General features: G+C 51.7%; 19 protein-coding genes and 2 pseudogenes. 12 read left to right on the forward strand and 9 right to left on the reverse strand.

Features of this window, described 5'->3' with window-relative positions:
- Window positions 1-33: 33 nt before the first annotated feature.
- The 6 genes from ACZ41M_RS11955 to iscX all read left to right on the forward strand — a co-directional run bounded on the left by ACZ41M_RS11955 (window position 34) and on the right by iscX (window position 7,879).
- Window positions 34-1,575, forward strand: coding sequence for an aminotransferase-like domain-containing protein (locus ACZ41M_RS11955; protein ID WP_464730958.1), 1,542 nt, complete (start codon window positions 34-36; stop codon window positions 1,573-1,575).
- 46 nt (window positions 1,576-1,621) lie between these two features.
- On the forward strand, window positions 1,622-3,013 hold the full coding sequence (locus tag ACZ41M_RS11960; protein ID WP_464730957.1) for an L-serine ammonia-lyase: 1,392 nt from the start codon (window positions 1,622-1,624) through the stop codon (window positions 3,011-3,013).
- A gap of 175 nt (window positions 3,014-3,188) precedes the next feature.
- Entirely contained in the window at window positions 3,189-5,807 is a 2,619-nt protein-coding gene (gene alaS, locus ACZ41M_RS11965) for an alanine--tRNA ligase (protein WP_464730956.1), read from the forward strand.
- A gap of 16 nt (window positions 5,808-5,823) precedes the next feature.
- Window positions 5,824-6,720, forward strand: coding sequence for a type II restriction endonuclease (locus ACZ41M_RS11970; protein WP_464730955.1), 897 nt, complete (start codon window positions 5,824-5,826; stop codon window positions 6,718-6,720).
- A 5-nt stretch (window positions 6,721-6,725) separates the two neighbouring features.
- The gene (dcm, locus tag ACZ41M_RS11975) at window positions 6,726-7,682 is read left to right on the forward strand and encodes a DNA (cytosine-5-)-methyltransferase (RefSeq protein WP_464730954.1); all 957 of its coding nucleotides are present in this window, start codon (window positions 6,726-6,728) and stop codon (window positions 7,680-7,682) included.
- A gap of 2 nt (window positions 7,683-7,684) precedes the next feature.
- Entirely contained in the window at window positions 7,685-7,879 is a 195-nt protein-coding gene (iscX, locus tag ACZ41M_RS11980; protein WP_464730953.1) for a Fe-S cluster assembly protein IscX, read from the forward strand.
- Window positions 7,880-8,010: 131 nt separating this feature from the next.
- Here iscX and ACZ41M_RS11985 read toward each other — a convergent pair.
- The 4 genes and pseudogenes from ACZ41M_RS11985 to tnpA all read right to left on the reverse strand — a co-directional run.
- Window positions 8,011-8,358 (reverse strand): annotated as a pseudogene (locus tag ACZ41M_RS11985) (integrase core domain-containing protein); the annotation flags it as partial.
- 57 nt (window positions 8,359-8,415) lie between these two features.
- Window positions 8,416-9,527, reverse strand: a pseudogene (locus tag ACZ41M_RS11990) (IS3 family transposase).
- Between the two features lie 53 nt (window positions 9,528-9,580).
- The gene (locus ACZ41M_RS11995) at window positions 9,581-10,078 is read right to left on the reverse strand and encodes a transposase family protein (RefSeq protein ID WP_464730952.1); all 498 of its coding nucleotides are present in this window, start codon (window positions 10,076-10,078) and stop codon (window positions 9,581-9,583) included.
- Window positions 10,079-10,098: 20 nt separating this feature from the next.
- Window positions 10,099-10,362, reverse strand: coding sequence for an IS66 family insertion sequence element accessory protein TnpA (tnpA, locus tag ACZ41M_RS12000; protein ID WP_464730951.1), 264 nt, complete (start codon window positions 10,360-10,362; stop codon window positions 10,099-10,101).
- A 41-nt stretch (window positions 10,363-10,403) separates the two neighbouring features.
- Between tnpA and ACZ41M_RS12005 the strand changes: the two genes are divergently transcribed.
- Both ACZ41M_RS12005 and ACZ41M_RS12010 read left to right on the forward strand, forming a co-directional pair.
- Window positions 10,404-11,048, forward strand: a complete 645-nt coding sequence (locus tag ACZ41M_RS12005; RefSeq protein WP_464730950.1) for a LysE family translocator — start codon at window positions 10,404-10,406, stop codon at window positions 11,046-11,048.
- 28 nt (window positions 11,049-11,076) lie between these two features.
- Window positions 11,077-11,994 carry a sterol desaturase family protein gene (locus ACZ41M_RS12010; protein ID WP_464730949.1) on the forward strand — a complete coding sequence of 306 codons (918 nt, stop codon included), beginning with the start codon at window positions 11,077-11,079 and terminating at the stop codon, window positions 11,992-11,994.
- Window positions 11,995-12,040: 46 nt separating this feature from the next.
- On the opposite strand, the gene ACZ41M_RS12015 is transcribed toward ACZ41M_RS12010, so the two are convergent.
- The 4 genes from ACZ41M_RS12015 to glpT all read right to left on the reverse strand — a co-directional run bounded on the left by ACZ41M_RS12015 (window position 12,041) and on the right by glpT (window position 17,991).
- Window positions 12,041-12,586: a cytochrome b gene (locus ACZ41M_RS12015; protein ID WP_464730948.1), complete on the reverse strand. Its 546-nt coding sequence runs from the start codon at window positions 12,584-12,586 to the stop codon at window positions 12,041-12,043.
- Window positions 12,587-12,668: 82 nt separating this feature from the next.
- On the reverse strand, window positions 12,669-14,918 hold the full coding sequence (locus ACZ41M_RS12020) for a YgiQ family radical SAM protein (RefSeq protein ID WP_464730947.1): 2,250 nt from the start codon (window positions 14,916-14,918) through the stop codon (window positions 12,669-12,671).
- Window positions 14,919-15,003: 85 nt separating this feature from the next.
- Complete coding sequence (locus ACZ41M_RS12025; RefSeq protein WP_464730946.1) at window positions 15,004-16,383, reverse strand: MFS transporter; 1,380 nt, start codon at window positions 16,381-16,383, stop codon at window positions 15,004-15,006.
- 150 nt (window positions 16,384-16,533) lie between these two features.
- Complete coding sequence (gene glpT / locus ACZ41M_RS12030; protein ID WP_464730945.1) at window positions 16,534-17,991, reverse strand: glycerol-3-phosphate transporter; 1,458 nt, start codon at window positions 17,989-17,991, stop codon at window positions 16,534-16,536.
- A 316-nt stretch (window positions 17,992-18,307) separates the two neighbouring features.
- Between glpT and ACZ41M_RS12035 the strand changes: the two genes are divergently transcribed.
- From ACZ41M_RS12035 to yccS, 4 genes are all read left to right on the forward strand, one after another.
- On the forward strand, window positions 18,308-19,381 hold the full coding sequence (locus ACZ41M_RS12035) for a serine endopeptidase (protein ID WP_464730944.1): 1,074 nt from the start codon (window positions 18,308-18,310) through the stop codon (window positions 19,379-19,381).
- Between the two features lie 236 nt (window positions 19,382-19,617).
- Complete coding sequence (gene greA, locus ACZ41M_RS12040) at window positions 19,618-20,091, forward strand: transcription elongation factor GreA (protein ID WP_464730943.1); 474 nt, start codon at window positions 19,618-19,620, stop codon at window positions 20,089-20,091.
- 15 nt (window positions 20,092-20,106) lie between these two features.
- Window positions 20,107-20,577, forward strand: coding sequence for a DUF4149 domain-containing protein (locus ACZ41M_RS12045; RefSeq protein ID WP_464730942.1), 471 nt, complete (start codon window positions 20,107-20,109; stop codon window positions 20,575-20,577).
- Between the two features lie 291 nt (window positions 20,578-20,868).
- The gene (gene yccS, locus ACZ41M_RS12050) at window positions 20,869-23,019 is read left to right on the forward strand and encodes a YccS family putative transporter (RefSeq protein WP_464730941.1); all 2,151 of its coding nucleotides are present in this window, start codon (window positions 20,869-20,871) and stop codon (window positions 23,017-23,019) included.
- 210 nt (window positions 23,020-23,229) lie between these two features.
- On the opposite strand, the gene ACZ41M_RS12055 is transcribed toward yccS, so the two are convergent.
- Window positions 23,230-24,408 carry an acyl-CoA desaturase gene (locus ACZ41M_RS12055; protein WP_464730940.1) on the reverse strand — a complete coding sequence of 393 codons (1,179 nt, stop codon included), beginning with the start codon at window positions 24,406-24,408 and terminating at the stop codon, window positions 23,230-23,232.
- Window positions 24,409-24,482: the final 74 nt, after the last annotated feature.

The following is a 24,482-nucleotide window of genomic DNA, read 5'->3' on the forward strand; positions in this document are numbered from 1 at the left end:
CACTTTGATAAACAATTTATAAACTGTACCGATATGGAACACAATACAATTTCCGGCCAGTTGTCCGAATCCGCTTCAGACCCCACCAACGAATCTGCTTCCGAGCGCGCCAGCACAAATGCCTCCGTGAGCGGTGTACACAGCATGACGCCGAATGCGCTTGATCCGCGTTATAACAAAGTCGATGCCGTCGTCGCGTGGTTGACCGAGCGCATCGATATGCGTTTTTACGCGCCCGGCGCGCGCGTGCCGTCGGTGCGGCAGTTGGCCGATAAACTCGCGGTATCGCGTTTCACCGTGGTCAATGCGTACGAAAAAATGGTCGCCTCGGGTGCACTGATTTCGCGCGCCGGTTCGGGCTTTTATGTGGCGCAGGCGATTCATGTGACGAAGTCCGAGCCGGACTCGGCGCAGAAAAATCTACTCGCCTTTCAGGAAACCAGCGTGGTGGATGCGAAATGGCTGTTGCGCCATTTGTTCTCTGACTTGCCGGATGAACGCACGCCGGGCAGCGGGCTGTTGTCGCGCTCGTGGCTGGAAAACGAGCGCATGGGCGTGGCGGTGCGTGCAGTGACACGCAGCACCGATACACATATTTACGACTATGGTCATGTCAATGGCTACGCGCCGCTGCGCGAGCAAATCGTGGTGCAGTTGCATCCGCTCGGTATACATGCGCAGCCCGATCAGGTCATCACGACCAATGGCGTGTCGATGGCGATTGATCTGGTGGCACGCTATTTTCTCAATCCGGGTGACGCGGTGCTGGTGGATGATCCGTGTTGGTTTTGGCTGTACGGCTGCTTGCAGGCGCAGGGTTTGCGCGTGATCCCCGTGCCGCGCGAACCGGACGGGCCGAATATCGAGGTGCTGACGCAGATCATGCAGACCGAGCGCCCCAAACTGTATGTGACCAACAGCGTACTGCACAATCCGACTTCCTACGGCATCACGCCCGCGCGTGCCTATCAGGTGTTGCGCCTGCTGGAGGAATACGACGCTTATATGCTGGAGGACGATATTTATGGCGATTTGCACAGCGGTTTGAGTAAAGGCGCGCCCGCCTTGCGCTACGCCGCGCTCGATCAGCTCAAGCGGGTGTTTTATGTGGCGAGTTTTTCAAAAACCTTAGGTGCAGATTTACGCGTCGGTCTGCTCTGCTGTCCGCAGGAGCATGTGCAGGGCATCATCATGCGCAAAATGCTCTCGGCGATGGTTTGCTCGGAGATGAACGAGCGCATCGTGCATCGTCTGCTGGTGGATGGGCAACAACGCCGCCATTTGGAAAAATTGCGTCAGCGCTTGGCTGCGGCGCATGAGCAAATGCGGGTGCAATTGCCGAAAATCGGTCTAAACTACCCCGAACATGCGCAGGAAGGCATTTTTCTGTGGGTGGACACCGGCGTGGATACGAATGCGCTGGCGTTGGCCGCGAAAAATGACGGTTGGCTGGTCGCACCGGGCAGCTTGTTCTCGCCCAAATTGGGCGCATCCACCATGATGCGGCTCAATGTCACACGCACCAGCGAAGCGTTTTTGAATTGGCTTGGGGCGTATTTGCAGGCGCATCGTTAATGGATCATCCATAATAATCACAATCACACAAAGCATAGGAGACGACATGGCTGTTTCAGTATTTGACTTATTTAAAATCGGCATCGGGCCGTCCAGCTCACACACCGTCGGGCCGATGCGCGCGGCGAAAATGTTCGTTGAGCTGCTGGAAAAACAAGGCTTGTTGGGTAAAACCACGCGTCTGTGCGCGCAGATGTATGGTTCGCTCGGCTTGACCGGTGTGGGACACGGCACCGACAAAGGCGTCTTGCTCGGACTGATGGGCTACACGCCCGAGGACGTTCCGATGGACGTAATTCAGGACAGGCTGGACGAAGTGGCCTTGGATCAACGCTTGCGCCTGCTGGATAAACACGAAGTCGCGTTCCAATTCAAACGCGACCTCATTATGCACCGCCGTCAGGCGCTCGCCGAACATCCGAACGGCATGAAATTCACCGCCTATGACGCCAATGATGAGCTATTGATTGAAAAAAAATACCTCTCGGTCGGCGGTGGTTTTGTCGCCAGCGTGGACATGGATCCCACGCCAGTGTTGGGTGCGTTTAAAGAAGTGCGTTACCCGTTCCATTCGGGCAAAGAACTGCTCGAACAATGCCAAACGCATCAGATCACCATCGCTCAACTCATGTATGCCAATGAGCAAACCTGGCGCAGCGAGGCCGAGATCAACGCGCAACTGGACCGTATTTGGCAAGTCATGCAGGATTGCGTGCGGCGCGGTTGTGGTATCGACAACCCCGATGCATTTGGCTACCTCGCAGGCGGATTGAATGTCAAACGACGCGCGGGCGAAATGCACCAACAACTGACCAAAAACGCCGAGCGCGGGCTGTCCGACCCGCTTACCGTGATGGACTGGGTCAACCTCTACGCCGTCGCGGTCAACGAAGAAAACGCTGCGGGCGGGCGCGTCGTCACTGCGCCGACCAACGGTGCGGCGGGTATTGTTCCCGCTGTGTTGCACTACTACGACCGATTCGTCCCGAATGCCAATCTGCAAGGCGTGCGAGACTTTCTACTCACCGCCGGTGCAATTGGCATTCTCTACAAACTCAATGCCTCCATTTCCGGCGCCGAAGTCGGCTGTCAGGGCGAAGTCGGCGTCGCCTGCTCGATGGCTGCGGGGGGCTTGGTCGCAGCGCTCGGCGGGACGTGCGAGCAGATCGAAAACGCCGCCGAAATCGGCATGGAACACAACCTCGGTCTCACCTGCGACCCGATTGGCGGCCTCGTGCAAATCCCCTGCATCGAACGCAACGCCATGGGCGCGGTCAAAGCGGTCAATGCCGCCCGCATGGCACTGCGCGGCGATGGCACGCACCACGTTTCGCTCGATATGGTTATCAAAACCATGCGCGACACTGGTGCGGATATGAAAAACAAATACAAAGAAACCTCCAAAGGCGGGCTGGCGGTCAATATGATTGAGTGTTGATATCAATTAAGTGAGGCTATAGTTGCATTCATTGCGAAGTGGGGTGGGCAAATGCGTGGTATTTGCGCTACCCTACGAACTCCCGATCCCAAAATCCATAACCCCTTCGCCAATTCGCCCGAATCCTATATAATGCGTGGGTTTATAACCCATTCCCCGTATTTTTAGGATCATCATGCAAGTCGCACAAATTCGCTCCGAATTCCTCAATTTTTATGCCGAACGCGGCCACACCATCGTGCCGTCATCTTCGCTGGTTCCAGCCAACGATCCAACGTTGATGTTCACGAACTCCGGTATGGTTCAGTTTAAGGACGTATTCCTCGGTATCGACAAACGCCCGTACAACCGCGCGACCTCGGTACAGGCGTGTTTGCGTGCGGGTGGCAAGCACAATGATTTGGAAAACGTGGGCTACACCGCGCGTCATCACACCTTTTTTGAAATGTTGGGTAATTGGTCGTTCGGTGATTATTTCAAAAAAGAGAGCATTGAATGGGGCTGGGAGCTGTTGACCAAAGTCTATGGCCTTGCGCCGGAGCGCCTGCTGGCGACGGTGTACATCGACGATGATGAAGCCTACGACATCTGGACGCAGGTCATCGGTCTGCCGCCGGAGCGCGTGATTCGCATTGGCGATAACAAAGGTGGCAAATACAAATCGGACAATTTCTGGATGATGGCCGACACCGGTCCATGTGGTCCGTGCAGTGAGATTTTCTACGATCACGGTCCGCACATCGCAGGCGGCCCTCCGGGTTCGCCGGACGAGGATGGCGACCGCTTCATCGAAATTTGGAACCACGTATTCATGCAGTTTGATATGAAAGAGGATGGCTCGGTGGTGAAACTGCCTGCGCCGTGCGTGGATACCGGCATGGGTTTGGAGCGTCTGGCTGCGATTTTGCAGGGCGTGCATTCGAACTATGAGATTGACCTGTTTGCCAATTTGATCAACGCCGCTTCGCGCGAAACCGGCTGCACCGATACGCACAACCCATCGTTGCGCGTGATTGCCGACCACATCCGTGCGTGCTCGTTCCTCATCAGCGACGGCGTGATTCCGAGCAACGAAGGCCGTGGCTATGTCCTGCGCCGCATCATTCGCCGCGCGATTCGTCATGGTTACAAACTCGGCGTGCGCGCACCGTTTTTCCACAAGCTGGTCGCACCGTTGGTCAAGGAAATGGGCGAGGCCTACCCGAATTTGGCCGCCAAAGAGAGCGCGATCACGCAGGCTTTGCAGTTGGAAGAAGAGCGATTCTTCGAGACCATTGCCAATGGTATGGACATTCTCGACACCGAGTTGGCGGCTTTGCCTGCGGGCGGTACGCTGTCGGGTGAAATTGCGTTCAAACTGCATGACACCTTTGGTTTCCCGCTCGATTTGACGGGTGATGTTTGCCGCGAACGCGGTTACAACGTGGACAGCGCGGGCTTTGACGCCGCGATGAATGCGCAAAAAGAAACCGCACGCGCCGCCGGTAAATTCAAAATGGACAAAGCCATCCAATACGACGGTGCCAAAACCGAATTTCAAGGCTACGAACACCTGCACATCGGTGATACGCGCGTGCTGGCGCTGTATCACGAGGGCGCACCGGTGAACCAACTGACCTCGGGGCAAGAAGGCATCGTGATTCTCGATCAAACACCGTTCTACGCCGAGAGCGGCGGGCAAGTCGGTGATGCGGGCATACTCAGCAACTCCAGCGCGAAACTCATCGTACACGACACCACCAAAGTTCTGCCCGATGTGTTCGGCCACCATGTTCGCGTTGAAAACAGTCAGGTCAAAGTCGGCGATCTGCTCAATGCGCAGGTCGATGGCGCGCGTCGAGCCGCCACCGTGCGCAACCACTCCGCCACCCACCTCATGCATTCGGCTTTGCGTCGCGTGCTCGGCGAGCACGTTCAGCAAAAAGGCTCATTGGTCGATGCAGACAAAACCCGTTTTGACTTCACGCATAACGCCGCCGTAACTGCGGACGAAATCGCCCAGATCGAACAATGGGTTAACCAACAAATCCTCGGTAACAGCACCACCGGCGCGCAGCTCATGGCCATTGACGACGCTAAAAACAGCGGCGCGATGATGCTGTTTGGCGAAAAATACGGCGACGAAGTACGCGTACTCACCATCGGCGAGTCCAAAGAACTCTGTGGCGGTACACACGTACACGCCACCGGCGACATTGGGCTGTTTAAAATCGTGTCTGAGGGCGGCGTTGCCGCAGGCGTGCGCCGCATCGAAGCCATCACCGGCATGAACGCGCTCGCCTACACACAAAACCTCGCCAACCAAGTTGCCCAAGCCGCCAGCGCGCTCAAAGCCGCACCCAGTGAATTGGTCGAACGCATCCAAGGCGCGCAAGAGCAAATCAAAGCCCTCGAAAAAGAACTCAACGCCGCCAAAGGCAAACTCGCAGCCTCACAAGGCGGCGACCTCGCAGCGCAAGCGATTGACGTCAATGGCGTCAAGTTACTCACCGCCACGCTCGACGGCGCCGACATTGACATGCTGCGCAACACCATGGACAGCCTGAAAGACAAACTCGGCACCGCCGTCATCGTCCTTGCCAGCGTCGTGGCCGCCGATAAAGTCACCCTGCTCGCCGGCGTGACCAAAGATCTCACCGGCAAAATCAAAGCCGGTGACGTCGTCAACCATGTCGCCCAACAAATCGGCGGCAAAGGCGGTGGTCGCCCAGACCTCGCGCAGGCTGGTGGTACGGATGTGGCTGGGTTGGCTGGGGCGTTAGATTCTGTCAGCGTATTTTTACAGCATAAGTGATTTAAAGGGGGGAAACATGCTTGAAAATTTTGAACCTCTAATTAAGCTATCGGACTCAGAAGATAAAGCTTTTAGTACATTTATCCGTCAAAAAAGGAGGGAATTAATTCTCCCGCCGAAAGAAACAGCTATACGCGCAACCAAAAATAATCAAGGTTTGGTAGAAGGTTTATTAAAAGCGGGTAAGTTATCGGAAGCTATTAAAACATTACGCCAGTTGTCTTACGATGAGTTTTTGAAAGAGGAAGCGAAATTCAATGGTGTAGTGTTGGCAGAAATAGGTAAAAAATTTGATGCTCCCAAAAGAATTTTAGAAAGTGTCAGTGACTCTTTATATGAATTAAGCTGCGTTTCAAAAGAGGAGTTTCAGGAGAAGACTCGATTATTCTTCGGTGAATATGCGGGTGCTATTAGCCCCTATATTTATTCTCTATGTTTAAGTAATACACAATCACGTCGATCGAGAGCAGGAAAAACATTTGAGGGAATTATCTATTTTTTGTATGAATACTTTGATTTTCCCTATGAATCTCAATCTTCTATTGGTAAAAAGGCATTTTCAAGTTTGCGTTTAGGAAAGGTTGTTGATTCTATTCTTCCTAGTAGACAGGCCTTCACAGATCGTCGTACAAAAACGATAGTTGGTTCAATGAAAACCACTTTGAGAGAACGCTGGCAAGAAGTTGTTGAGGAAATTTCCCGCTCTAATTTGCCAAATATCCATTTGTTGACGGTTGATGATGATATTTCAGACAATAAAGCAGAACAAATGTCTCAACATAATATTGTTTTGGTCGTTCTTAGCGAAGTTAAAAATCAAGAAAAGTTGAGAGATAAACACAGTATTATTGATTTTGAAACCTATTTTCAAGAAGAAATTCCTGCAATTATGAAGCATTGGAAAAAGGAGTAATTTCCATGTTGAAAATCATTGATTTATTTGCTGGTATCGGTGGTATACGCATGGGCTTTGAGCAAGCTTTCGGTGCGGTTGAATGCGTTTTTTCATCAGAAATTGATAAATTTGCTGTGCAAACATATGCCACAAACTATGGGGAAGAGCGTATTTATGGTGATATAACTCAAGTAAATGAAAACAGTATTCCCGATCATGATGTTTTACTTGCTGGTTTTCCTTGCCAACCATTTTCTCAGGCAGGATTGAAAAAAGGTTTTTCTGATACTCGTGGAACACTTTTTTTTGATATTGAACGCATTCTTCTTACAAAAAAACCAAAAGCTTTTCTATTAGAAAATGTGAAACAACTTAAAGGTCACGATCAGGGTAGAACTCTAAAAATTATATTAGAACATTTAACTAATGCAGGGTACGAACTTCATGTTCAAGTATTGAGTGCGAAAGATTTTGGGATTCCTCAGAACCGAGAGCGGATTTATATAGTTGGTTTTTTGGAGCATGGTTTGGGTTTCTCTTTCCCAAGTGGTAATGGTAAGTCTGTAAAAGTAGGTGATATTTTAGAAAAGGATGTGGATGAAAAATATACGATTTCTGATCGGTTATGGCAAGGTCACCAACGACGTAAGGTTGAGAATAAATTAAATGGAAAAGGTTTTGGGTATGGTTTATTTAGTGCGTTTTCACCATACACAAATACTATTTCAGCGCGCTACTACAAAGACGGTAGTGAAATCTTGATTGAGCAAGAAGGTAAAAATCCAAGAAAAATCACTCCTAGAGAGGCGGCGAGATTACAGGGGTTTCCTGAGTCTTTCAAAATTCCTGTTTCAGATGCTCAAGCATACCGGCAATTTGGTAATAGTGTTTGTGTTTCCGTTATTCGTGAAATTGCAATAAAAATGAAAGAAGCGCTTAATGGCGAAGTAATCGAACAAAGATATTTGGAGGTAGGCTAAAAATGAAATGGACCGACGTATTAGAAATCGCGATTCAATTGACAGACACGCATCCAGAGGTGGATCCAAAAACCGTGCGGTTTACGGATTTGCACAATTGGGTGGTGGCCTTGCCTGAGTTTGATGACGATACCAGTCGTGGCGGGGAGAAGGTGCTGGAGGCGATTCAGCAGGCTTGGATGGATGAGGTGGATTGATCTGGCTTGGTGTTGAACAGTAGCGGCGCACTGCTTCGGGAGTGCGTTGTGTTTTATGAGGGCTGATGATGTTTGGGTAATACCCCCTAAAAGGGCGGCATCTAAAAGTAGAATCAACACAAGTCCTGCGTTTAGTGCAGGACGCGTGAGTTTGTTAAAGCCATCATACGCGTTTGCGCTGGAGTGAATCCACCGAGCGACATATGAGGACGGTTGTTATTGTAACACCACAGCCACTGTGTCGCCTCGATTTGAGCGTGTTCGAGTGACTCAAATAATGTCTGATTGAGCAATTCATAGCGCATGGTTCGGTTAAAGCGTTCAATGTAGGCGTTCTGCTGTGGGTTTCCAGGTTGGATGTAGAGCAGTTTAATGTCGTGCTTTTGCGCCCATTGTTGGTAGTGGTGGCTGATGAATTCAGGGCCGTTGTCCGAGCGTATCGCTTGAGGTTTACCACGCCATTCAATGAGTTGGTCGAGAGGTAATACCCCCTAAAAGGGCGGCATCTAAAAGTAGAATCAACACAAGTCCTGCGTTTAGTGCAGGACGCGTGAGTTTGTTAAAGCCATCATACGCGTTTGCGCTGGAGTGAATCCACCGAGCGACATATGAGGACGGTTGTTATTGTAACACCACAGCCACTGTGTCGCCTCGATTTGAGCGTGTTCGAGTGACTCAAATAATGTCTGATTGAGCAATTCATAGCGCATGGTTCGGTTAAAGCGTTCAATGTAGGCGTTCTGCTGTGGGTTTCCAGGTTGGATGTAGAGCAGTTTAATGTCGTGCTTTTGCGCCCATTGTTGGTAGTGGTGGCTGATGAATTCAGGGCCGTTGTCCGAGCGTATCGCTTGAGGTTTACCACGCCATTCAATGAGTTGGTCGAGATAGCGCGTCAGCGTGGTTGCGGGGATTGAGAAGTTGATTTCTGCCAACAACCCTTCTCGGTTGTGGTCGTCAATGACGTTGCATGAGCGGATGCTGCGCCCATCCTCGAGGTTGTCGTGGGTGAAGTCGATTGACCACGTCACATCCATTGCGTCGGGCACTTCGAGTGGTTGCGGTGTTTCTCGGTCAAGGCGTTTGTTGGGAATCAGGCGCAAGTTGAGCCCGAGTTTGCAGTAAATGCGGTAGATGCGTTTGTGGTTGTATTTCCAGCCCAAGACGTTGCGGATGTGCAGGTAGCATAATCGAAAGCCCCATGTGTTTTGTCCTTTGGTGGTGGTCAACTCGATCAGTTTAGCGGCTATCATGGCGTTGGCTTGCGCGCGCGTTGGGATGTGGCGAAAGCGTTTTTCTGAGATACTCATGAGTTCGCAGGACGCACGGATGCTGATGTTTTTATCGTTGTGCAGTTGTTGCGCCATCTCTTTACGAGATGACGCGCTTACTTTTTTGCAAGGCACTCCTTGAGGATGTCGGTGTGCAGCTGGGATTCGGCATAGAGTTTTTTCAGGCGCGTGTTCTCGGCTTCTAAGGCTTTGAGGCGGCTCATGAGGTTTGCGTCCATGCCTGCGTATTTGCTGCGCCATTTGTAGAAGGTGGCACTGCTGATGCCATGCTCACGACACAGTGCGGGTACGGGTACGCCTGACTCGGCTTGTTTTAGAATGCTGGCGATTTGGCTGTCGCTGAATTTGGATACTTTCATGTAAAACTCCTTTGGGTTAGTTTAAAGGGTTCTACTTTTAGGTGCTGGCTTTTTTAGGGGGTATTACCGAGATAGCGCGTCAGCGTGGTTGCGGGGATTGAGAAGTTGATTTCTGCCAACAACCCTTCTCGGTTGTGGTCGTCAATGACGTTGCATGAGCGGATGCTGCGCCCATCCTCGAGGTTGTCGTGGGTGAAGTCGATTGACCACGTCACATCCATTGCGTCGGGCACTTCGAGTGGTTGCGGTGTTTCTCGGTCAAGGCGTTTGTTGGGAATCAGGCGCAAGTTGAGCCCGAGTTTGCAGTAAATGCGGTAGATGCGTTTGTGGTTGTATTTCCAGCCCAAGACGTTGCGGATGTGCAGGTAGCATAATCGAAAGCCCCATGTGTTTTGTCCTTTGGTGGTGGTCAACTCGATCAGTTTAGCGGCTATCATGGCGTTGGCTTGCGCGCGCGTTGGGATGTGGCGAAAGCGTTTTTCTGAGATACTCATGAGTTCGCAGGACGCACGGATGCTGATGTTTTTATCGTTGTGCAGTTGTTGCGCCATCTCTTTACGAGATGACGCGCTTACTTTTTTGCAAGGCACTCCTTGAGGATGTCGGTGTGCAGCTGGGATTCGGCATAGAGTTTTTTCAGGCGCGTGTTCTCGGCTTCTAAGGCTTTGAGGCGGCTCATGAGGTTTGCGTCCATGCCTGCGTATTTGCTGCGCCATTTGTAGAAGGTGGCACTGCTGATGCCATGCTCACGACACAGTGCGGGTACGGGTACGCCTGACTCGGCTTGTTTTAGAATGCTGGCGATTTGGCTGTCGCTGAATTTGGATACTTTCATGTAAAACTCCTTTGGGTTAGTTTAAAGGGTTCTACTTTTAGGTGCTGGCTTTTTTAGGGGGTATTACCTTTGGAATTGAGCATTATGCGTCGTTTGTCTCGGCGATTGTGTTGTTTCAGTTGATTCCGGGCGCGGGGACGCTGGCGATTTTGGATGCGACGGCGCGGCGCGGTATGGGCGCGGGTACATCGGCGGTCATCGGTACCTTGGTCGGTGACGCGGTGTGGATGATTGGTGCGGCGCTGGGTTTGGCGGCGGTGATGCAGGCGAATCCGACGGTGTTCACGGCTTTGCAGTGGTTTGGTGTGGCGTATCTGCTGTGGATGGCATGGGGTTTGTTGCGCTCGGGGCGCAGCGTGGCGTCTGCGGATACGGCATTGGTGAGGTCGTTGTGGCAGTATGCGCGTCGTGCGGCACTGGTGAGTTTGACCAATCCGAAGGTGATGTTGTTTTTTGTGGCGTTTTTCCCGTTGTTTTTAACGCCGTCGGCCAGTCCGTGGACGTTGGTGGTGATGATGCTGCATGTGACGGTGATTAGCCTGTTGTATCAGTTGGGCTTGGTGCTGTTGGGCAACTGGGTGGCGCTGCGTTTGAGGGGTATTGCATCGGCGCAGGTGTGGGCGAAGCGTTTGGCGGGTGTGGCATTGATCGGTTTTGCGGCGAAATTGGCGGCGAATAACCGATAGGGTTGATGATTTTGATGTGTGGTGTGGTATGCCGAATTGGTTGAATCAAGAGATTATTTATACGTATAGTGTGCCGTTGTTTGTGTTGGTGATTGTGCTGGAGTTGGCGTACTCGAATCTGCGCGGTTTGCGTTTGTATGCGCTCAAGGACAGCTTGACCAGTGCGACGTTTGCCTTGTCGAACCTCGGTTTGGATATGCTGTTTAAAGGGGTATCGTTCGCAGTGCTGGGCTGGTGTTTTGTGCATCGTGCGGTGGATTGGTCGGCACAAGGTGTGTGGTATTGGTTATTGCTGGTGATTTTGCAGGATTTGGCGTATTGGACGCAGCATACGGTGGATCACAGTTCGCGCCTGTTTTGGGCGATGCACAGCACGCACCATAATTCCAATGAGTATAACTTGACCACGGGTTTTCGCTCGTCGGTGTTGCAGCCTTTATACCGCTATGTGTATTTCATGCCGTTGGCATGGCTGGGTTTTCACCCGCTGCACATTATGTTTGTCTATGCGGTGACGCAGATTTACGGTAATCTGGTACACACGCAGGCGATCGGTCAATTGGGTTGGATCGAGAAGATTTTGGTCACGCCATCGCATCACCGCGTGCATCATGCGAGCAATACGCCGTATTTGGACAAAAATATGGGGATGCTGTTCATCACGTGGGATAAGCTGTTTGGCACGTTTGAAGTGGAAGGGCGCGATCCCGAACCGATTCGCTATGGCACGGTGTCTGCGCCTCAGAGCCGTTCTCCGTGGGCGCTGTTTACCTATGAGCTGAAGAATATTTGGCACGATGTGCGCCTGCCTAATTTAACGATGTGGCAGCGGCTGTGTTATGTGTTCGCACCGCCTGGTTGGAGTCACGATGGCCGCACGCAGACGGCGAAACAGATGCAGCGGGAGTGGAATGCGGCGCATCCGAATGCCGTCGTCAGGAAGTGATAAAAATAAAAAAGGCAGTTTTCACTGCCTTTTTTGATGTGCCGTGTTATGGCAACATGCGTTTGATCATATTGTTGCGTTTGACAAAGTGGTGATACAACGCGGCGAGGGTATGTAGACCGATGGCGTAGTAACCGATAGTGCCGATGATTTCATGAATTTCTTTGATGGTTTTGGAAAACTCTTTGTCTGGTGCGACCAAAGCCGGTAAATTCAGCCCAAAGAATGGGATTGGTTTGCCTTCGGCGCTCAACAGTATCCAGCCCAAAATCGGCATCACGATCATGAAAATGTATAAAAACGCATGCATGCTGTGCGCCATGATTTTATCCACCATTGACGGTGCCGGAACCACTTCGGGAGCAGGCGTTTTGAAAATGCTCCAAATACGTGGGAAGATTAAAATCAACACCAGCAGTCCGAGCCAGTAGTGAATGTCTTTGAAAATATCACGCATGGGCTCGCCTTTGGGAAATAGAACGCGTAGCTCGATAAATGCGTACGTCCCTATCATCAAGAGAACCACAAGCCAGTGCATCATAATGCTGGATTTACTGTATTTTTCAGTTGCTGCATATATTGTTTTTTTCATAAAAAACTCCTTTTTGATAGAGGTTTCATTATAACAGACCAGCGAGATAAATACGAATTACCCTGTGAAAAGTGTGGTTTATTTACTTAAATTGCGCGAGTTTGTTCAACGGCTTTTTCCGTGCTTTGGGTTTGGCGGCCAGATGCGTGCGTGATGCTGTTGGTGCTGCATCTTGGAATCGCTTGCTCGGGTGATGTGCTGTGCGTGCGTTTGGTTTGCCCATGTTTTGCGTCGCTTGCGTCATATTCGCTGGTTGGCGTGGCGGGATGAGGTGGGCTTTGGAGTAGCCGATCAGGTCGCTGCGTCCCATGGCGTGCAGGGCGTCGCGGATCATCGGCCAGTTGTTCGGGTCGTGGTAGCGCAGGAATGCTTTGTGCAGGCGACGGCGTTTTTCTTCTTTGACGATGTCGACTTTTTCACCGGAGCGTGAGATTTTTTCCAGCGGGTTGCGCTGTGTGTGCCACATGGTGGTGGCCATGGCCATCGGTGTGGGCAGGAAGGTCTGCACTTGGTCGAGGCGGAAGTTGTTTTTCTTGAGCCACAGCGCGAGGTTCATCATGTCTTCGTCGCTGGTGCCGGGATGGGCGGCGATGAAGTAGGGGATGAGGTATTGTTCTTTGCCCGCTTCTTTGGAGGCTTGCTCGAACATTTGTTTGAATCGGTTGTAGGCGCGCAATTCGGGCTTCATCATTTTGGACAATGGCCCGGATTCGGTGTGCTCCGGTGCGATTTTGAGGTAGCCGCCGACGTGGTGTTTGACCAGTTCGCGCACGTATTCGGGCGACTCGACCGCGAGGTCGTAGCGCAAGCCCGATTGGATATTGATTTTCTTCACGCCTTTGATTGCGCGCGCTTTGCGGTACAGTTCAATCAGGCTGTCGTGGTTGGTGTTCAGGTTTTTGCAAATGTCGGGGTAGACGCAGGAGAGTTTGCGACAGCTCGCTTCGGTCACTTCGTCTTTGCAGCCGAGGCGGTACATATTGGCGGTCGGGCCGCCGAGGTCGGAAATCTGGCCGGTGAAACCATCGGTTTTGTCGCGGATTTCTTCGATCTCGTGCAGGATAGATTCGTGCGAGCGGCTTTGGATGATGCGGCCTTCGTGCTCGGTGATGGAGCAGAAGGTGCAGCCGCCGAAACAGCCACGCATGATGTTGACCGAGTATTTGATCATTTCCCACGCGGGGATTTTCGCGTCGCCGTACGACGGGTGCGGATTGCGCGCGTAGGGCAGTCCGTACACAAAGTCCATTTCCTCGGTGGTGAGCGGGATGGGTTGAACGTTGAGCCAGACGTCTCGTTCGCCATGCTGCTGCACCAGTGCGCGGGCGTTGCCCGGGTTGGATTCGAGGTGCAACACGCGTGAGGCGTGCGCGTAGAGCACGGGATCGTGCGCCACGGCTTCGTATGCGGGAATGCGGATCACGCTGTGCAGGCGCTCGTGGTCGCGTTTGGCCATGCGCTCCAACCGCAGCTCGGCTTTGCTCAGCAGCTTGATCGGTTGCTCTTTTGGCGTGTCGTTTTTCGCGCAGTTTTCGCCCTCAGTAGTGGGCTGCGTGGTGTCCAAATACGGGTCGGTGGTGGTGAATTGTGCATCCGAATTTTTCGGCGTATCCACGGTGGATGAGTCGATTTCGGCCCATTCCTCGGAAGGTTTCCAGCCGAGCGGAGCAATAAATGCGGTGCCGCGCACGTCACGGATTTCGCTCAATTTTTCACCGCGTGCGACGCGGTGCGCGATTTCAACGAGGGCGCGTTCGGCATTGCCAAACAATAGAATATCGGCTTTGGAGCTAATCAGTACCGACGGACGCACTTTGTTCGACCAGTAGTCAAAATGCGCGATGCGGCGCAGGCTGGCCTCGATGCTGCCGATCATCACGCCAACGCCCGGATAGGCTTCGCGGCAACGCTGCGCATACACGCTCACGGCGCGGTCGGGGCGTTTGTTCGGCTCGGCATTCGGCGTGTATGCGTCGTCCGAGCGCGGTTTGCGATCCGAGGTGTAGCGGTTGACCATCGAGTCCATATTGCCAGCGGTGACGCCGAAAAACAGATTCGGTGCGCCGAGTTTTTGAAAATCGTGTTTGCTGTGCCAGTCTGGCTGGCTGATGATGCCGACGCGAAAGCCTTGCGCTTCCAGCAGGCGCCCGACCAGCGCCATACCGAAACTCGGATGGTCGATGTAGGCATCGCCCGTGATCAGAATGATGTCGCACGAGTCCCAGCCAAGTGCGTCCATTTCCGCGCGCGTGGTCGGTAAAAATGGCGCGACGCCAAACCGCTTCGCCCAATACGGGCGATATTTATGAATGGGTTTGGCAATGGAGGGCATGGTGGACTTTCTTTAAAAAATTCAAGGGCTTGGCATTATAAAGGAATTTGCCTTGAGCCGTGCATTCGCAAAAATTGGTATTACTTTAACGCGGTTTGCTCAAGGCGCGCCGTTCATGTACTTTTAAGCGGCTCAAACAGATTAACCCCACCACGAAAAAGGCAGCCAATGCGAGCGAGGAGGCATGTGTCGTACCGGTTTTGTTGATGAGATAGCCATGCACGCCCGTGCCGACGATGATGGCGATTTTTTCCAGTATGTCGTAAAAGCTGAAAAACGTCGCAGAGTCGTGCGAGGTCGGCAGCAGTTTGCTGTAGGTTGAGCGCGACATCGACTGCAAACCGCCCATGACCAATCCGACCAGTCCGGCGATGCCGAAAAAGCGATTTTGCCCGTCGGACTCTTGGGCGGAGAGTGTGTAAATCAGCAGGCATACGATGATCCAGATGCTGACGCCGCTCATCAGTACCCAAATATTGCCAATGCGTTTGCTCAGCCACGAAAATAGCGTTGCGCCGATGATGGCAACTACCTGGAGCAGCATGATCGTGATGATCATTTTCGATTGCGACAGGTTTAATTCGGTACCGATGAAGGTGGCGATCAGAAAAATCGTTTGCATGCCGACGCTGTAAAAGAAAAACGAGGTCAGGAACCACTTGATTTGCTTGCTTTTCACCAAATCGCGCACGGTATGTTGCAGCTCCTCAAAGCTGTCGGTAAATAGGTCAAAATAGGATTGCCGCGCCAATGCACGCTCTCTCTGCTCATGGCGAGTGATGGCACGATTTTTCGGCAAACGCGCAAAGCTGTACTGCGCAAAACCCAGCCACCAACAACCAGTGAGGAAAAAGCACAGCCGCGTGTAAAAGCCGCGGTTGGATTCATCGGCGACGACCTGAATCAAGACCAAAGAAATAATCAGGATCAATAATGAGCCGACATAGCCAAGCGAAAAGCCGCGTGCGGAGAGCATATCCTGTTGGGCGGGGCTGGCGATTTCAGGCAGATAGGCGTTGTAAAACACCAGCGAGCCGTAAAAACCAATGCTTGCGGTGATATTGAACAGCAGCGCCCAGAGCACTTGATCGGCGCTTTTGAAGAAAAACAAGCCCATGCACGAGAGCGCGCCTAAGGTGCAGAAAAATTTGAGGAAGGAGAGTTTGTTGCCGCGACTGCCCGCGATGGACGAGAGCACGGGTGAGAGCAGTACCAAGATCAAAAAAGACAGGCTGAGTGAATAGCTATAAGCTGCATTGGCGCTGATTTCGTAGCCGAATAGGTTCAATACCTGCGGCGCGTCGCTCATCACACTTTGAAAATACAGCGGAAACAGCGCGGTATTGATCACCAGCGCGTAGGACGAGTTCGCCCAGTCGTAGAACGCCCATGCGCGCATGGTGCGCGGATCGTCCACTTTCGCTGTGGGCGTGGTGCGGGCATTGTTTTTAGTGGCAGCAGGCATGACGACTCGTTTGAAAAAGTTGGTGTGATGGGCGGATGATAAAGGAAAAAGTCGCTGGCGTGTGCGTTGCGTTTCGGTGTTGAGCAGCAAAAAGCCGAAAGGAGCGCATGTGCGCTCCTTTCAGGTTTGCTTGTGTGATTGATTTAGTAATTATTTAACCAAACGATCTTCTTCTGCGATACGGGCTTTGTGTTTGCCTTCTTCAACCATCGTGACCAACATCAGGACACAGGCCAAGATACCGCCGACGATCATGACGTAGAAACCGCCGTCCCAACCGTAGTGTTCAGCCGCCCAGCCAACCACCGCGCTGGCGGAAACCGTACCACCGAGGTAACCGAACAAACCGGTGAAACCTGCGGACGTACCGGCCGCTTTTTTCGGTGCCAATTCCAAGGCGTGCAGACCAATCAACATCACCGGACCATAAATCAGGAAACCAATTGTGGTCATCATGATGAAGTCAAACAGTTTGTATGGGTTATCGTACCAAGGCAGGGTCGCGTAGTGTGCCAATTCTGCTTCCGGCGTGGCCGGGTTCATCCAGAATGCGATCACCGCGATGGTGGTCAAAACCATGAACACGAAGCCGGTCAGACCGCGTTTGCCTTTGAACACTTTGTCCGACATCCAGCCGCACAGCAGTGTGCCCGGGATAGCGGCCAATTCGTATACCGAATACGCCCACGCAGTTGATTTGATGTCAAAGTGTTTCACTTCACCCAAATACACTGGCGACCATTTCAAAATACCGTAGCGAATCAGGTAGACGAATACGTTGGCAATGGCGATGTACCACAGCAGACGGTTATTAAACACGTATTTGAAGAAAATATCTTTGGCGCTGATATTGTTCTCATAGGTTTTTTCGTCGTAATCCTCTGGATAGTCGTTTTTGTATTTTTCAATCGGCGGCAAACCACAAGACTGCGGTGTGTCCTTGAGTGCGAAATACAACGGTACAGACAAAACCATCGCCAAAATACCCGGGTAGTACAAGGCCTGTTGCCACACATGTTTGGCGGTGACTTTGGCAATGTCGGGATGATTCGTAGCAAAGATCACCGTAGCGAGCACCACCAACAGACCGGGCATTGTGCCGCCCAAATTATGAGCGGTATTCCATACGGAAACGATACCGCCGCGTTCTTTTTTCGACCACCAGTGCACCATAGTGCGACCTGCCGGTGGCCAACCCATACCTTGGAACCAACCGTTCAGGAAAATCATGATAAACATGATCGCGATGCTGGAGGTTGCCCACGGCATCAAGCCCATCAAGGTCATACACAGACCGGATAACAGCAGACCCAGCGGCATGAATTTTTTCGGATTGGAGCGATCCGACCACGCAGCCATCAGAAATTTGGACAAACCATAGGCTAAACCAGCACCGGTACCGATGATACCGAGCTGCGCCTTGTTATACATACCCGCTTCAATCAAGCCTTTTTGTGCGAGGTCAAAGTTACTGCGCACCAAGTAATACGCGGCGTAACCGAAGAAAATCCCCATGAATACTTGCCAGCGAAGCCGCTTATATGTGGGATCGATTTGATCGGGAGGAAGCTCCGGCTTGTACGGAGCGGGTTTTAAGAAATTAAACATATGTTCACCTTTTTATTGCTTTGTTAGCTATCGTTTTATGGAGGCTTGTCACATGCACTCATGCACTGACTGAGTGCAATGACAGGGTAACACAAATTTCATATTTGAACAAAATAATTTTACTATTGAACATAATTTCATCATAAAAGTAACAATCGTGACATTCATCCGCTTGGTTTTGCCTTTGGCTCGGGCATGGATGCATCAATCGGATTGGCTCATATCCTATGAAAAAGGCCGCAAAAACGCCAACTGCGGATAAACTCAGTTATGATGTGGGTGTATCCATTTTTGTAGTCTGTCATGCGAGGACGCCATGTTTAAAATGAATAAAAACAAACGCTTACCCGAGCAAATTTTTACCGTGGTGATGTGGTGTATCGCCGTGCTGTTCGCCGCATTTTTGACCGGATTGGGTGGCAAAATAATTGGTGATTTGCCCAAGGTGGGCAATGAGCCGGAGTTGGCGCAGTATGAGCCGGTCGAGTTAAAAAATATCCAGACGCAGCGAGAAGCGGTTGAGCAAAAAAATAAACAGGTACGGCGTGAGTTGGAGCAAGCGTATTTGACGCTGGAAACCGAACAAAAGCGCTACGACGAAGAAAAAAATAAATTCGACAACTGGATTCAGACGCGCACCGCGACTGGAAACACCGCGCAAGATGCACAAGTCCTTGAGCGTACGCGCGCTTTGGATCAATTGCAAGCGCGGGTCAGCGCGGCACAAAAGTCGGTCGAGCAACTCAATCAGGCCGTTTTGGACAACGAGCGCACGGTAGACACGACGCGCGAACAAGAATTGCGCGATCAGGCGTATAAAAACTATGAAAGCGCACGCAATGCCTATGATTTAAAAGTCTTCTTGTGGCGTTTATTGATTGCCTTGCCTGCGTTGGCGCTCGGCGCATGGCTGTTCGCCAAAAAGCGTCAAAGCCGCTACTGGCCGTTTGTTTGGGGCTTTATCTTCTTCGCGCTGATCGTGTTTTTCATCGAGTTGGTGCCGTACTTACCCAGCTACGGCGGCTATGTGCGCTACATCGTCGGTATTGTGTTGACGATGGTCGGCGGCTACTACGGCATTATGAACATGCAAAAATACCTGCGGCGTAAACAGGAAGAAGAGCTGAAAATGAGCCAAAGCTCGCAGGAAGAACGGCGCAAAGAATTCAACTACGAACAAGCGCTCGGTCATCTGGCCAAAAACGTCTGTCCGAGCTGCGAACGTCCGCTCAATACCGGCGCATCGGGCGTGCCGGCGGACTACTGCGTGCATTGTGGCTTGTGTGTTTTCAAAGCCTGCGCACGCTGCGGCACGCGATGCAGCACCTTTTTTAAATTCTGCTCCAGTTGCGGTAATACCTTGGACGAGCATCAGAGCGAGCCAAAATGAGTGAGCCAACCCAGCGCATAAGGACAGGTGCATAAGCATGCACACCATCAACACAGCGCCACAATTCTCGCCACAATGGCGCGTGTTGTGTGTACAATAACGCTCATTAAGGTCGATCATGACCCGCGCCACCGCAGTGCACAACCGTGCGAGGACTGCGGTGATTTTTTTACACTCAAAATAACTCGGATGCGCGAAAAACGCATTCGAAACCCCTTTGCTGTTGGAGAGGAAGTATGAAAACCCCGATTACCAAAATTGGCGAACAACTCTTGCGTGACGAATTACAACACCTCAAACACGTTGAGCGTCCCGCCGTCATCACCGCGATTTCCGAGGCGCGCGCGCAAGGCGACTTGTCGGAAAATGCCGAGTATGACGCTGCTAAGGAAAAGCAAGGCTTTGTAGAAGGTCGCATTATTGAACTCGAAGCCAAATTGGCCAATGCACAAGTCATCGATCCCACCACGTTGGATGCCGAAGGTCGTGTCGTGTTTGGCGCAACCGTGGTGCTGGAAGACTTGGAAAACAACCAAGAAGTTCGCTACCAAATCGTTGGTGACGACGAGGCGGACATCAAAGAATCCAAAATCTCCATCAGCTCGCCGATTGCACGCGCGCTGATCGGCAAATACGCGGGTGATGTCGCGCAAGTGCAGGCTCCTTCGGGCGTGCGCGAGTACGAAGTCATCGAAGTGCTGTATATTTAATCGGATCGATCGGTCATGCGCCCAGAGACAATGACTGAAACCGCACAAAAACCGCGTTGGCACGCTTGGCTGGCGCGGTTGTCTTTTTTGGCCTTGATGATCTGGGCGGTCACCACATGGATTACCGGCTATGTCTTTGCGCCGCTGATGTTCGCCAAATGGCCGAAAATTGAAGCGGGGTTGATCACCGGCGAATTGCTCCAAGCGACCTACCTCATCAGCCTCATCTGTGCGCTACTTGTGCTGATCGACTACCGCGTGCGCCATGCACAAAAACTATTGCACAACAAAAATCTGTGGCTGACGCTGATTGCTCTGTTCATCGTCATCATTCAATACGCCGTCATTACCCCTAAAATGCAGGCGCTCAAAGCCAATATGCTCAGCAACGCCGGTGCATTTATGCAGTTGCACGGCGTGTCGCAAGTGCTCTATCTCATTACCAGCTTGGTTTTGGCGGTATTGGTGTGGCGACGATTCAAGTGATGCGGTCGTAGTACCGTTAGTCAAGCGCGATTGGCGATACAATCGCGTCATCGCACGAATGGGTTGAACATTGGAGCATGATTCCAGCGTGCATACGAATCGTTTAACACTCCTTCTTGAAATCATCCAGATGGCAATCAAACCGCCAATTAATGGCTGTTGCGCACCCTTTTGGGGCAAATGCTGGCTGTGTCGTCGGCGTGCTGTTTGCGCTCTGCGTTACAATAGCACTCGCGCATGTTTGTGTCATGAGACAAAAACGGCGCATCTCCATTCCTCTATCGCAATACCATGAAAATAAGCTCGTTCCATCCGAAAATTATCAATACGATTCCCGTCTTCATCAGTGTGCTGATCGCTGCGGTGTTTGTGTGGTATGTTGACGCGCCATCTTTGTCGATGCCGCTGGTGTTGGGGATTATTGCAGGCGGTTTGGTGGATTTGGATCATCGCCTGACAGGGCGGCTGAAAAACATGCTGTTTACCCTGTGCGCCTTTGCCTTTGCCTCCGTCGGCTCGCAAATCATGTTGGGCAAAGGCATGTGGTTTGTGCTGTGGATGACCGCGATCACGTTTGGCTTTACTTGGCTCGGCGCGATTGGTTTGCGTTACCGTACGATTGCATTTGGTACTCTGGCGGTGGCGACGTATACCACATTGACGCATAAGCCGGATGGCATGTGGCTGGTGAATCCCTTGATGATTTTGCTCGGTACGTCGCTGTATGGTGGCGTGACGCTGCTGTTCCACATGATTTTTCCGCATCGGACGGTGCAGCAAACGGTTGGACGTGCCTATGCGGCATTGGGGGCGTATTTTGATGCCAAATCGGCGTTTTTTGACCCGGATGATGCGGATTTGCTCGACAGTCGGCAAGTTGAATTGGCGATGAAAAATGCGCGGGTGATTGCGGCGTTTAATGAGTGTCGCAGTGCGCTGTTTTATCGCATGCGTGGGCAAAACCGCCATCCGCGCACGGTGCGGATGTTGCGTTTTTATTTCACGGCGCAGGATATTCATGAGCGCATCAGTTCGGCGCACTTTGAATATCGTGCATTGGCGGAAAAGCTCAAAAATACCGATTTGATTTTTCGCATCCAGCGGCTATTGGAGCTACAAGCACAGGCGTGCCGTGATATTGCCGAGAGTTTGCGCAGCAATGAGCCGTATGCGTATAGCAGCCGTTTGACCCGCGCCATTGAGGGCAGCAGGCAGTCGCTCAATCACTACGCAGACACGCACGGTGGTATGGATGTGTATGCGCTGCAACGCCTGTTGGATAATTTGAGCAGCATTGATTATCAGCTTGCTCATCTGAATACTCAGGATGCGACGGATTTGGAGACGGATTCGGATGCGAGCCGAATTGCGGCATTGGAGCAAAGCGGTTTGAAGCACGCGTGGCGCACGATGCGCAGCCAAATGACGTTCGAGTCGGTGGTGTTTCGCCACGCGGTGCGTTTGGCCATCGTGGTGTTTGTTGCCTGTATGATGGTCGAGCTGCTGGATTTGAAACTCGGCTATTGGATTTTGCTGACCGCGCTATTTGTGTGCCAGCCCAATTATTCCAGCACCAAAAGCCGCGTCAATCAACGCATCATCGGTACTATTTTGGGGGTGCTGGTCAGCGCGCTGATTCCGTATTTCACGCCATCCATCGAGACCAAATTGTGGATTGTGGTTGCGGCCACGACGCTGTTTTTCTTCTTTCGCAACAATGATTATCGCTTCTCAACATTCTTCATTACCATTCAGGCGATGACCAGTTTTTCACTGGCGGGTTTGGATATGTATGCCGCCATGCCCTTGCGCATTGTGGATACACTCATCGGCTCGGCGATTGCGTGGGTGGCGGTATCGTATCTGTGGCCGGATTGGCGTTATCTCACCTTGGATCACACCGCTCGTCGCGCGATTACCTATAACGGTAACTATCTCCGGGTGATTTTGGATCAATTGCAACACGGTGGCATGGATGATGTGGACTATCGCAGCGTGCGGCGCCAAGCGCATGAGCGCGCGGTGGCGCTGAGCAATACCTTGTCCAATATGAGCAGGGAGCCGGAAAAATACGCCGATCACCTGCCAAATGGATTTAAGCTGCTGCGGCTCAACTATAATTTGATTGGTTATATTTCCGCGTTGGGCGCGTATCGGCAGCATTTACAGCCTCAATCGGAGCACGACAATACTGTCGTTACCGAGCCGTTTTATCGACTGGCTTACCGCGTGGCCGATGCATTGGATGCGATCGCCACGTTGCAGCCGAGTGCGTTTGACGCGATTTACAGTGGTTTGAGTGCCGAGTTGGCCGCCATGCGTCCCGCGAGTGATACCGCCGATCGGCAGCATGTGATTCTGTGGCAACAATTGAGTATGATTGTCCATCAACTGCCTGCTTGCTTTCGTGCGTTGCGCAATGAGCAGGAAGCAGTTGTTTAGACGCATTGCTGTCATTTGAATAGGCATGGCTGCGGAAGCATGACATCCACTGAGCGCTCGTCGATTCGATTGATTGGGTCGTGCGCATATGCTGGTGTTGGGGAGATACGAACAAATAAATGGGGTGGGCACTGAATGTACCCACCCCATTTTTATAACAATCAACAATTTTCTGTGTCTTTGATCCGGTTTCGTATCTGAACGGGATTATTAAGCCTTCGCCGCCGCCAATTGTTTGTTGAGGTTTTTCAGCAAAGCCTGCATGCGTTCCGAGTGCGCGGTCATTTTTTGCTCGATTTGCTTGTATTCGGCTCGGAGTTTTTTGTCCGCCGTTTTGAAACTTTGGCTGACTTGCTCTTTTTTAGCGTTAAATTCCCGCTCTTTGAGCTGCGTCCAAGCGTTGGCTGTTTGTTTGTACAGCTCGTATTCGTGGCTGATTTTGTCTTTCAGGGTTTTGATGTCTTGTTTGAATTCCAAACCATAAACTTCCAAAGACTGTTCGGCACGTTTGAACTTCATTTCCACTTCGGCTTTGACGATGGTAAAGCGCGGGATTCGACGTAAATTGCGGGTCAAACCCACGCGCGAGAGACCGTAAATCAGCCATTTGGTCGGGTCATATTGCCACCATTTGACGCCATTGCGGTAGTCGTATTGAAAGATGTGGTGGAAGTTGTGGTAACCCTCGCCCCAAGTAAATAAAGCCAAAATCGGATTGTCGCGCGCGGTGTTGGTATCGGTGTAGGGTTGTTTGCCGCTGACGTGCGCCCATGAGTTGATGAAAAAGGTGAAATGGTGGCTCACGACCAAACGCAATAAACCGGCCAACAATACCACGCCCGCTACGTCGCCAACCAAATAGCCAAGTCCGATGGGAATGCCAAAGTTGATGGCCAACGCGAGTGGCACATAATACTTATGTTGGAACATCACCATTTTGTCTTTGAGCAGATCGGGTGCATTTTTATAATCCAATTGACCGCTTGGATAGTCGCGCAGCATCCAGCCGATGTGTGAGAACCAAAAGCCGCGTTTGGCTGAATACGGGTCTAAATCCAAATCATCGACATGGCGGTGATGGTTGCGGTGTCCGGAGCACCAATTCAGGATCGAGTTTTGCGTGGCCATCGTGCCAAAAATCATCAGAACGAAACGCACCGGCCAACTGGCCTCGTACGCGCGATGCGACCACAGGCGATGATAGCCCGCTGTTATGCTCAAGCCATTGAGCGCCAAAATGACGACAAAAGAAATCCAAGCCGCCATGCTGAAATCATGCGACCACGCGTACCAAGGAATTAAAATCAGCGCAGCCAACGGGGTCAAAGTGAGAACGATCAAAGCGGGCCAATTGATGGGCGCTTTGACGGCGGAGGTATTTGAACTCATAAAATGTCTTTCCTTCGGCCAGAATGAGTGGGTTGGTGTGGTGGCAATGCAGATAACGACGCCACACAGAAACG

The sequence above is a fragment of the Puribacter membranae genome, from assembly GCF_055380425.1.

Bases quoted from the DNA above. Each gene is read 5' to 3' on its own strand.
- ACZ41M_RS11955 (WP_464730958.1), top strand. From the start codon at position 34: ATGGAACACAATACAATTTCCGGCCAGTTGTCCGAATCCGCTTCAGAC.
- ACZ41M_RS11960 (WP_464730957.1), top strand. From the start codon at position 1,622: ATGGCTGTTTCAGTATTTGACTTATTTAAAATCGGCATCGGGCCGTCC.
- alaS (WP_464730956.1), top strand. From the start codon at position 3,189: ATGCAAGTCGCACAAATTCGCTCCGAATTCCTCAATTTTTATGCCGAA.
- ACZ41M_RS11970 (WP_464730955.1), top strand. From the start codon at position 5,824: ATGCTTGAAAATTTTGAACCTCTAATTAAGCTATCGGACTCAGAAGAT.
- dcm (WP_464730954.1), top strand. From the start codon at position 6,726: ATGTTGAAAATCATTGATTTATTTGCTGGTATCGGTGGTATACGCATG.
- iscX (WP_464730953.1), top strand. From the start codon at position 7,685: ATGAAATGGACCGACGTATTAGAAATCGCGATTCAATTGACAGACACG.
- ACZ41M_RS11995 (WP_464730952.1), bottom strand. From the start codon at position 10,078: ATGGCGCAACAACTGCACAACGATAAAAACATCAGCATCCGTGCGTCC.
- tnpA (WP_464730951.1), bottom strand. From the start codon at position 10,362: ATGAAAGTATCCAAATTCAGCGACAGCCAAATCGCCAGCATTCTAAAA.
- ACZ41M_RS12010 (WP_464730949.1), top strand. From the start codon at position 11,077: ATGCCGAATTGGTTGAATCAAGAGATTATTTATACGTATAGTGTGCCG.
- ACZ41M_RS12015 (WP_464730948.1), bottom strand. From the start codon at position 12,586: ATGAAAAAAACAATATATGCAGCAACTGAAAAATACAGTAAATCCAGC.
- ACZ41M_RS12020 (WP_464730947.1), bottom strand. From the start codon at position 14,918: ATGCCCTCCATTGCCAAACCCATTCATAAATATCGCCCGTATTGGGCG.
- ACZ41M_RS12025 (WP_464730946.1), bottom strand. From the start codon at position 16,383: ATGCCTGCTGCCACTAAAAACAATGCCCGCACCACGCCCACAGCGAAA.
- glpT (WP_464730945.1), bottom strand. From the start codon at position 17,991: ATGTTTAATTTCTTAAAACCCGCTCCGTACAAGCCGGAGCTTCCTCCC.
- ACZ41M_RS12035 (WP_464730944.1), top strand. From the start codon at position 18,308: ATGTTTAAAATGAATAAAAACAAACGCTTACCCGAGCAAATTTTTACC.
- greA (WP_464730943.1), top strand. From the start codon at position 19,618: ATGAAAACCCCGATTACCAAAATTGGCGAACAACTCTTGCGTGACGAA.
- ACZ41M_RS12045 (WP_464730942.1), top strand. From the start codon at position 20,107: ATGCGCCCAGAGACAATGACTGAAACCGCACAAAAACCGCGTTGGCAC.
- yccS (WP_464730941.1), top strand. From the start codon at position 20,869: ATGAAAATAAGCTCGTTCCATCCGAAAATTATCAATACGATTCCCGTC.
- ACZ41M_RS12055 (WP_464730940.1), bottom strand. From the start codon at position 24,408: ATGAGTTCAAATACCTCCGCCGTCAAAGCGCCCATCAATTGGCCCGCT.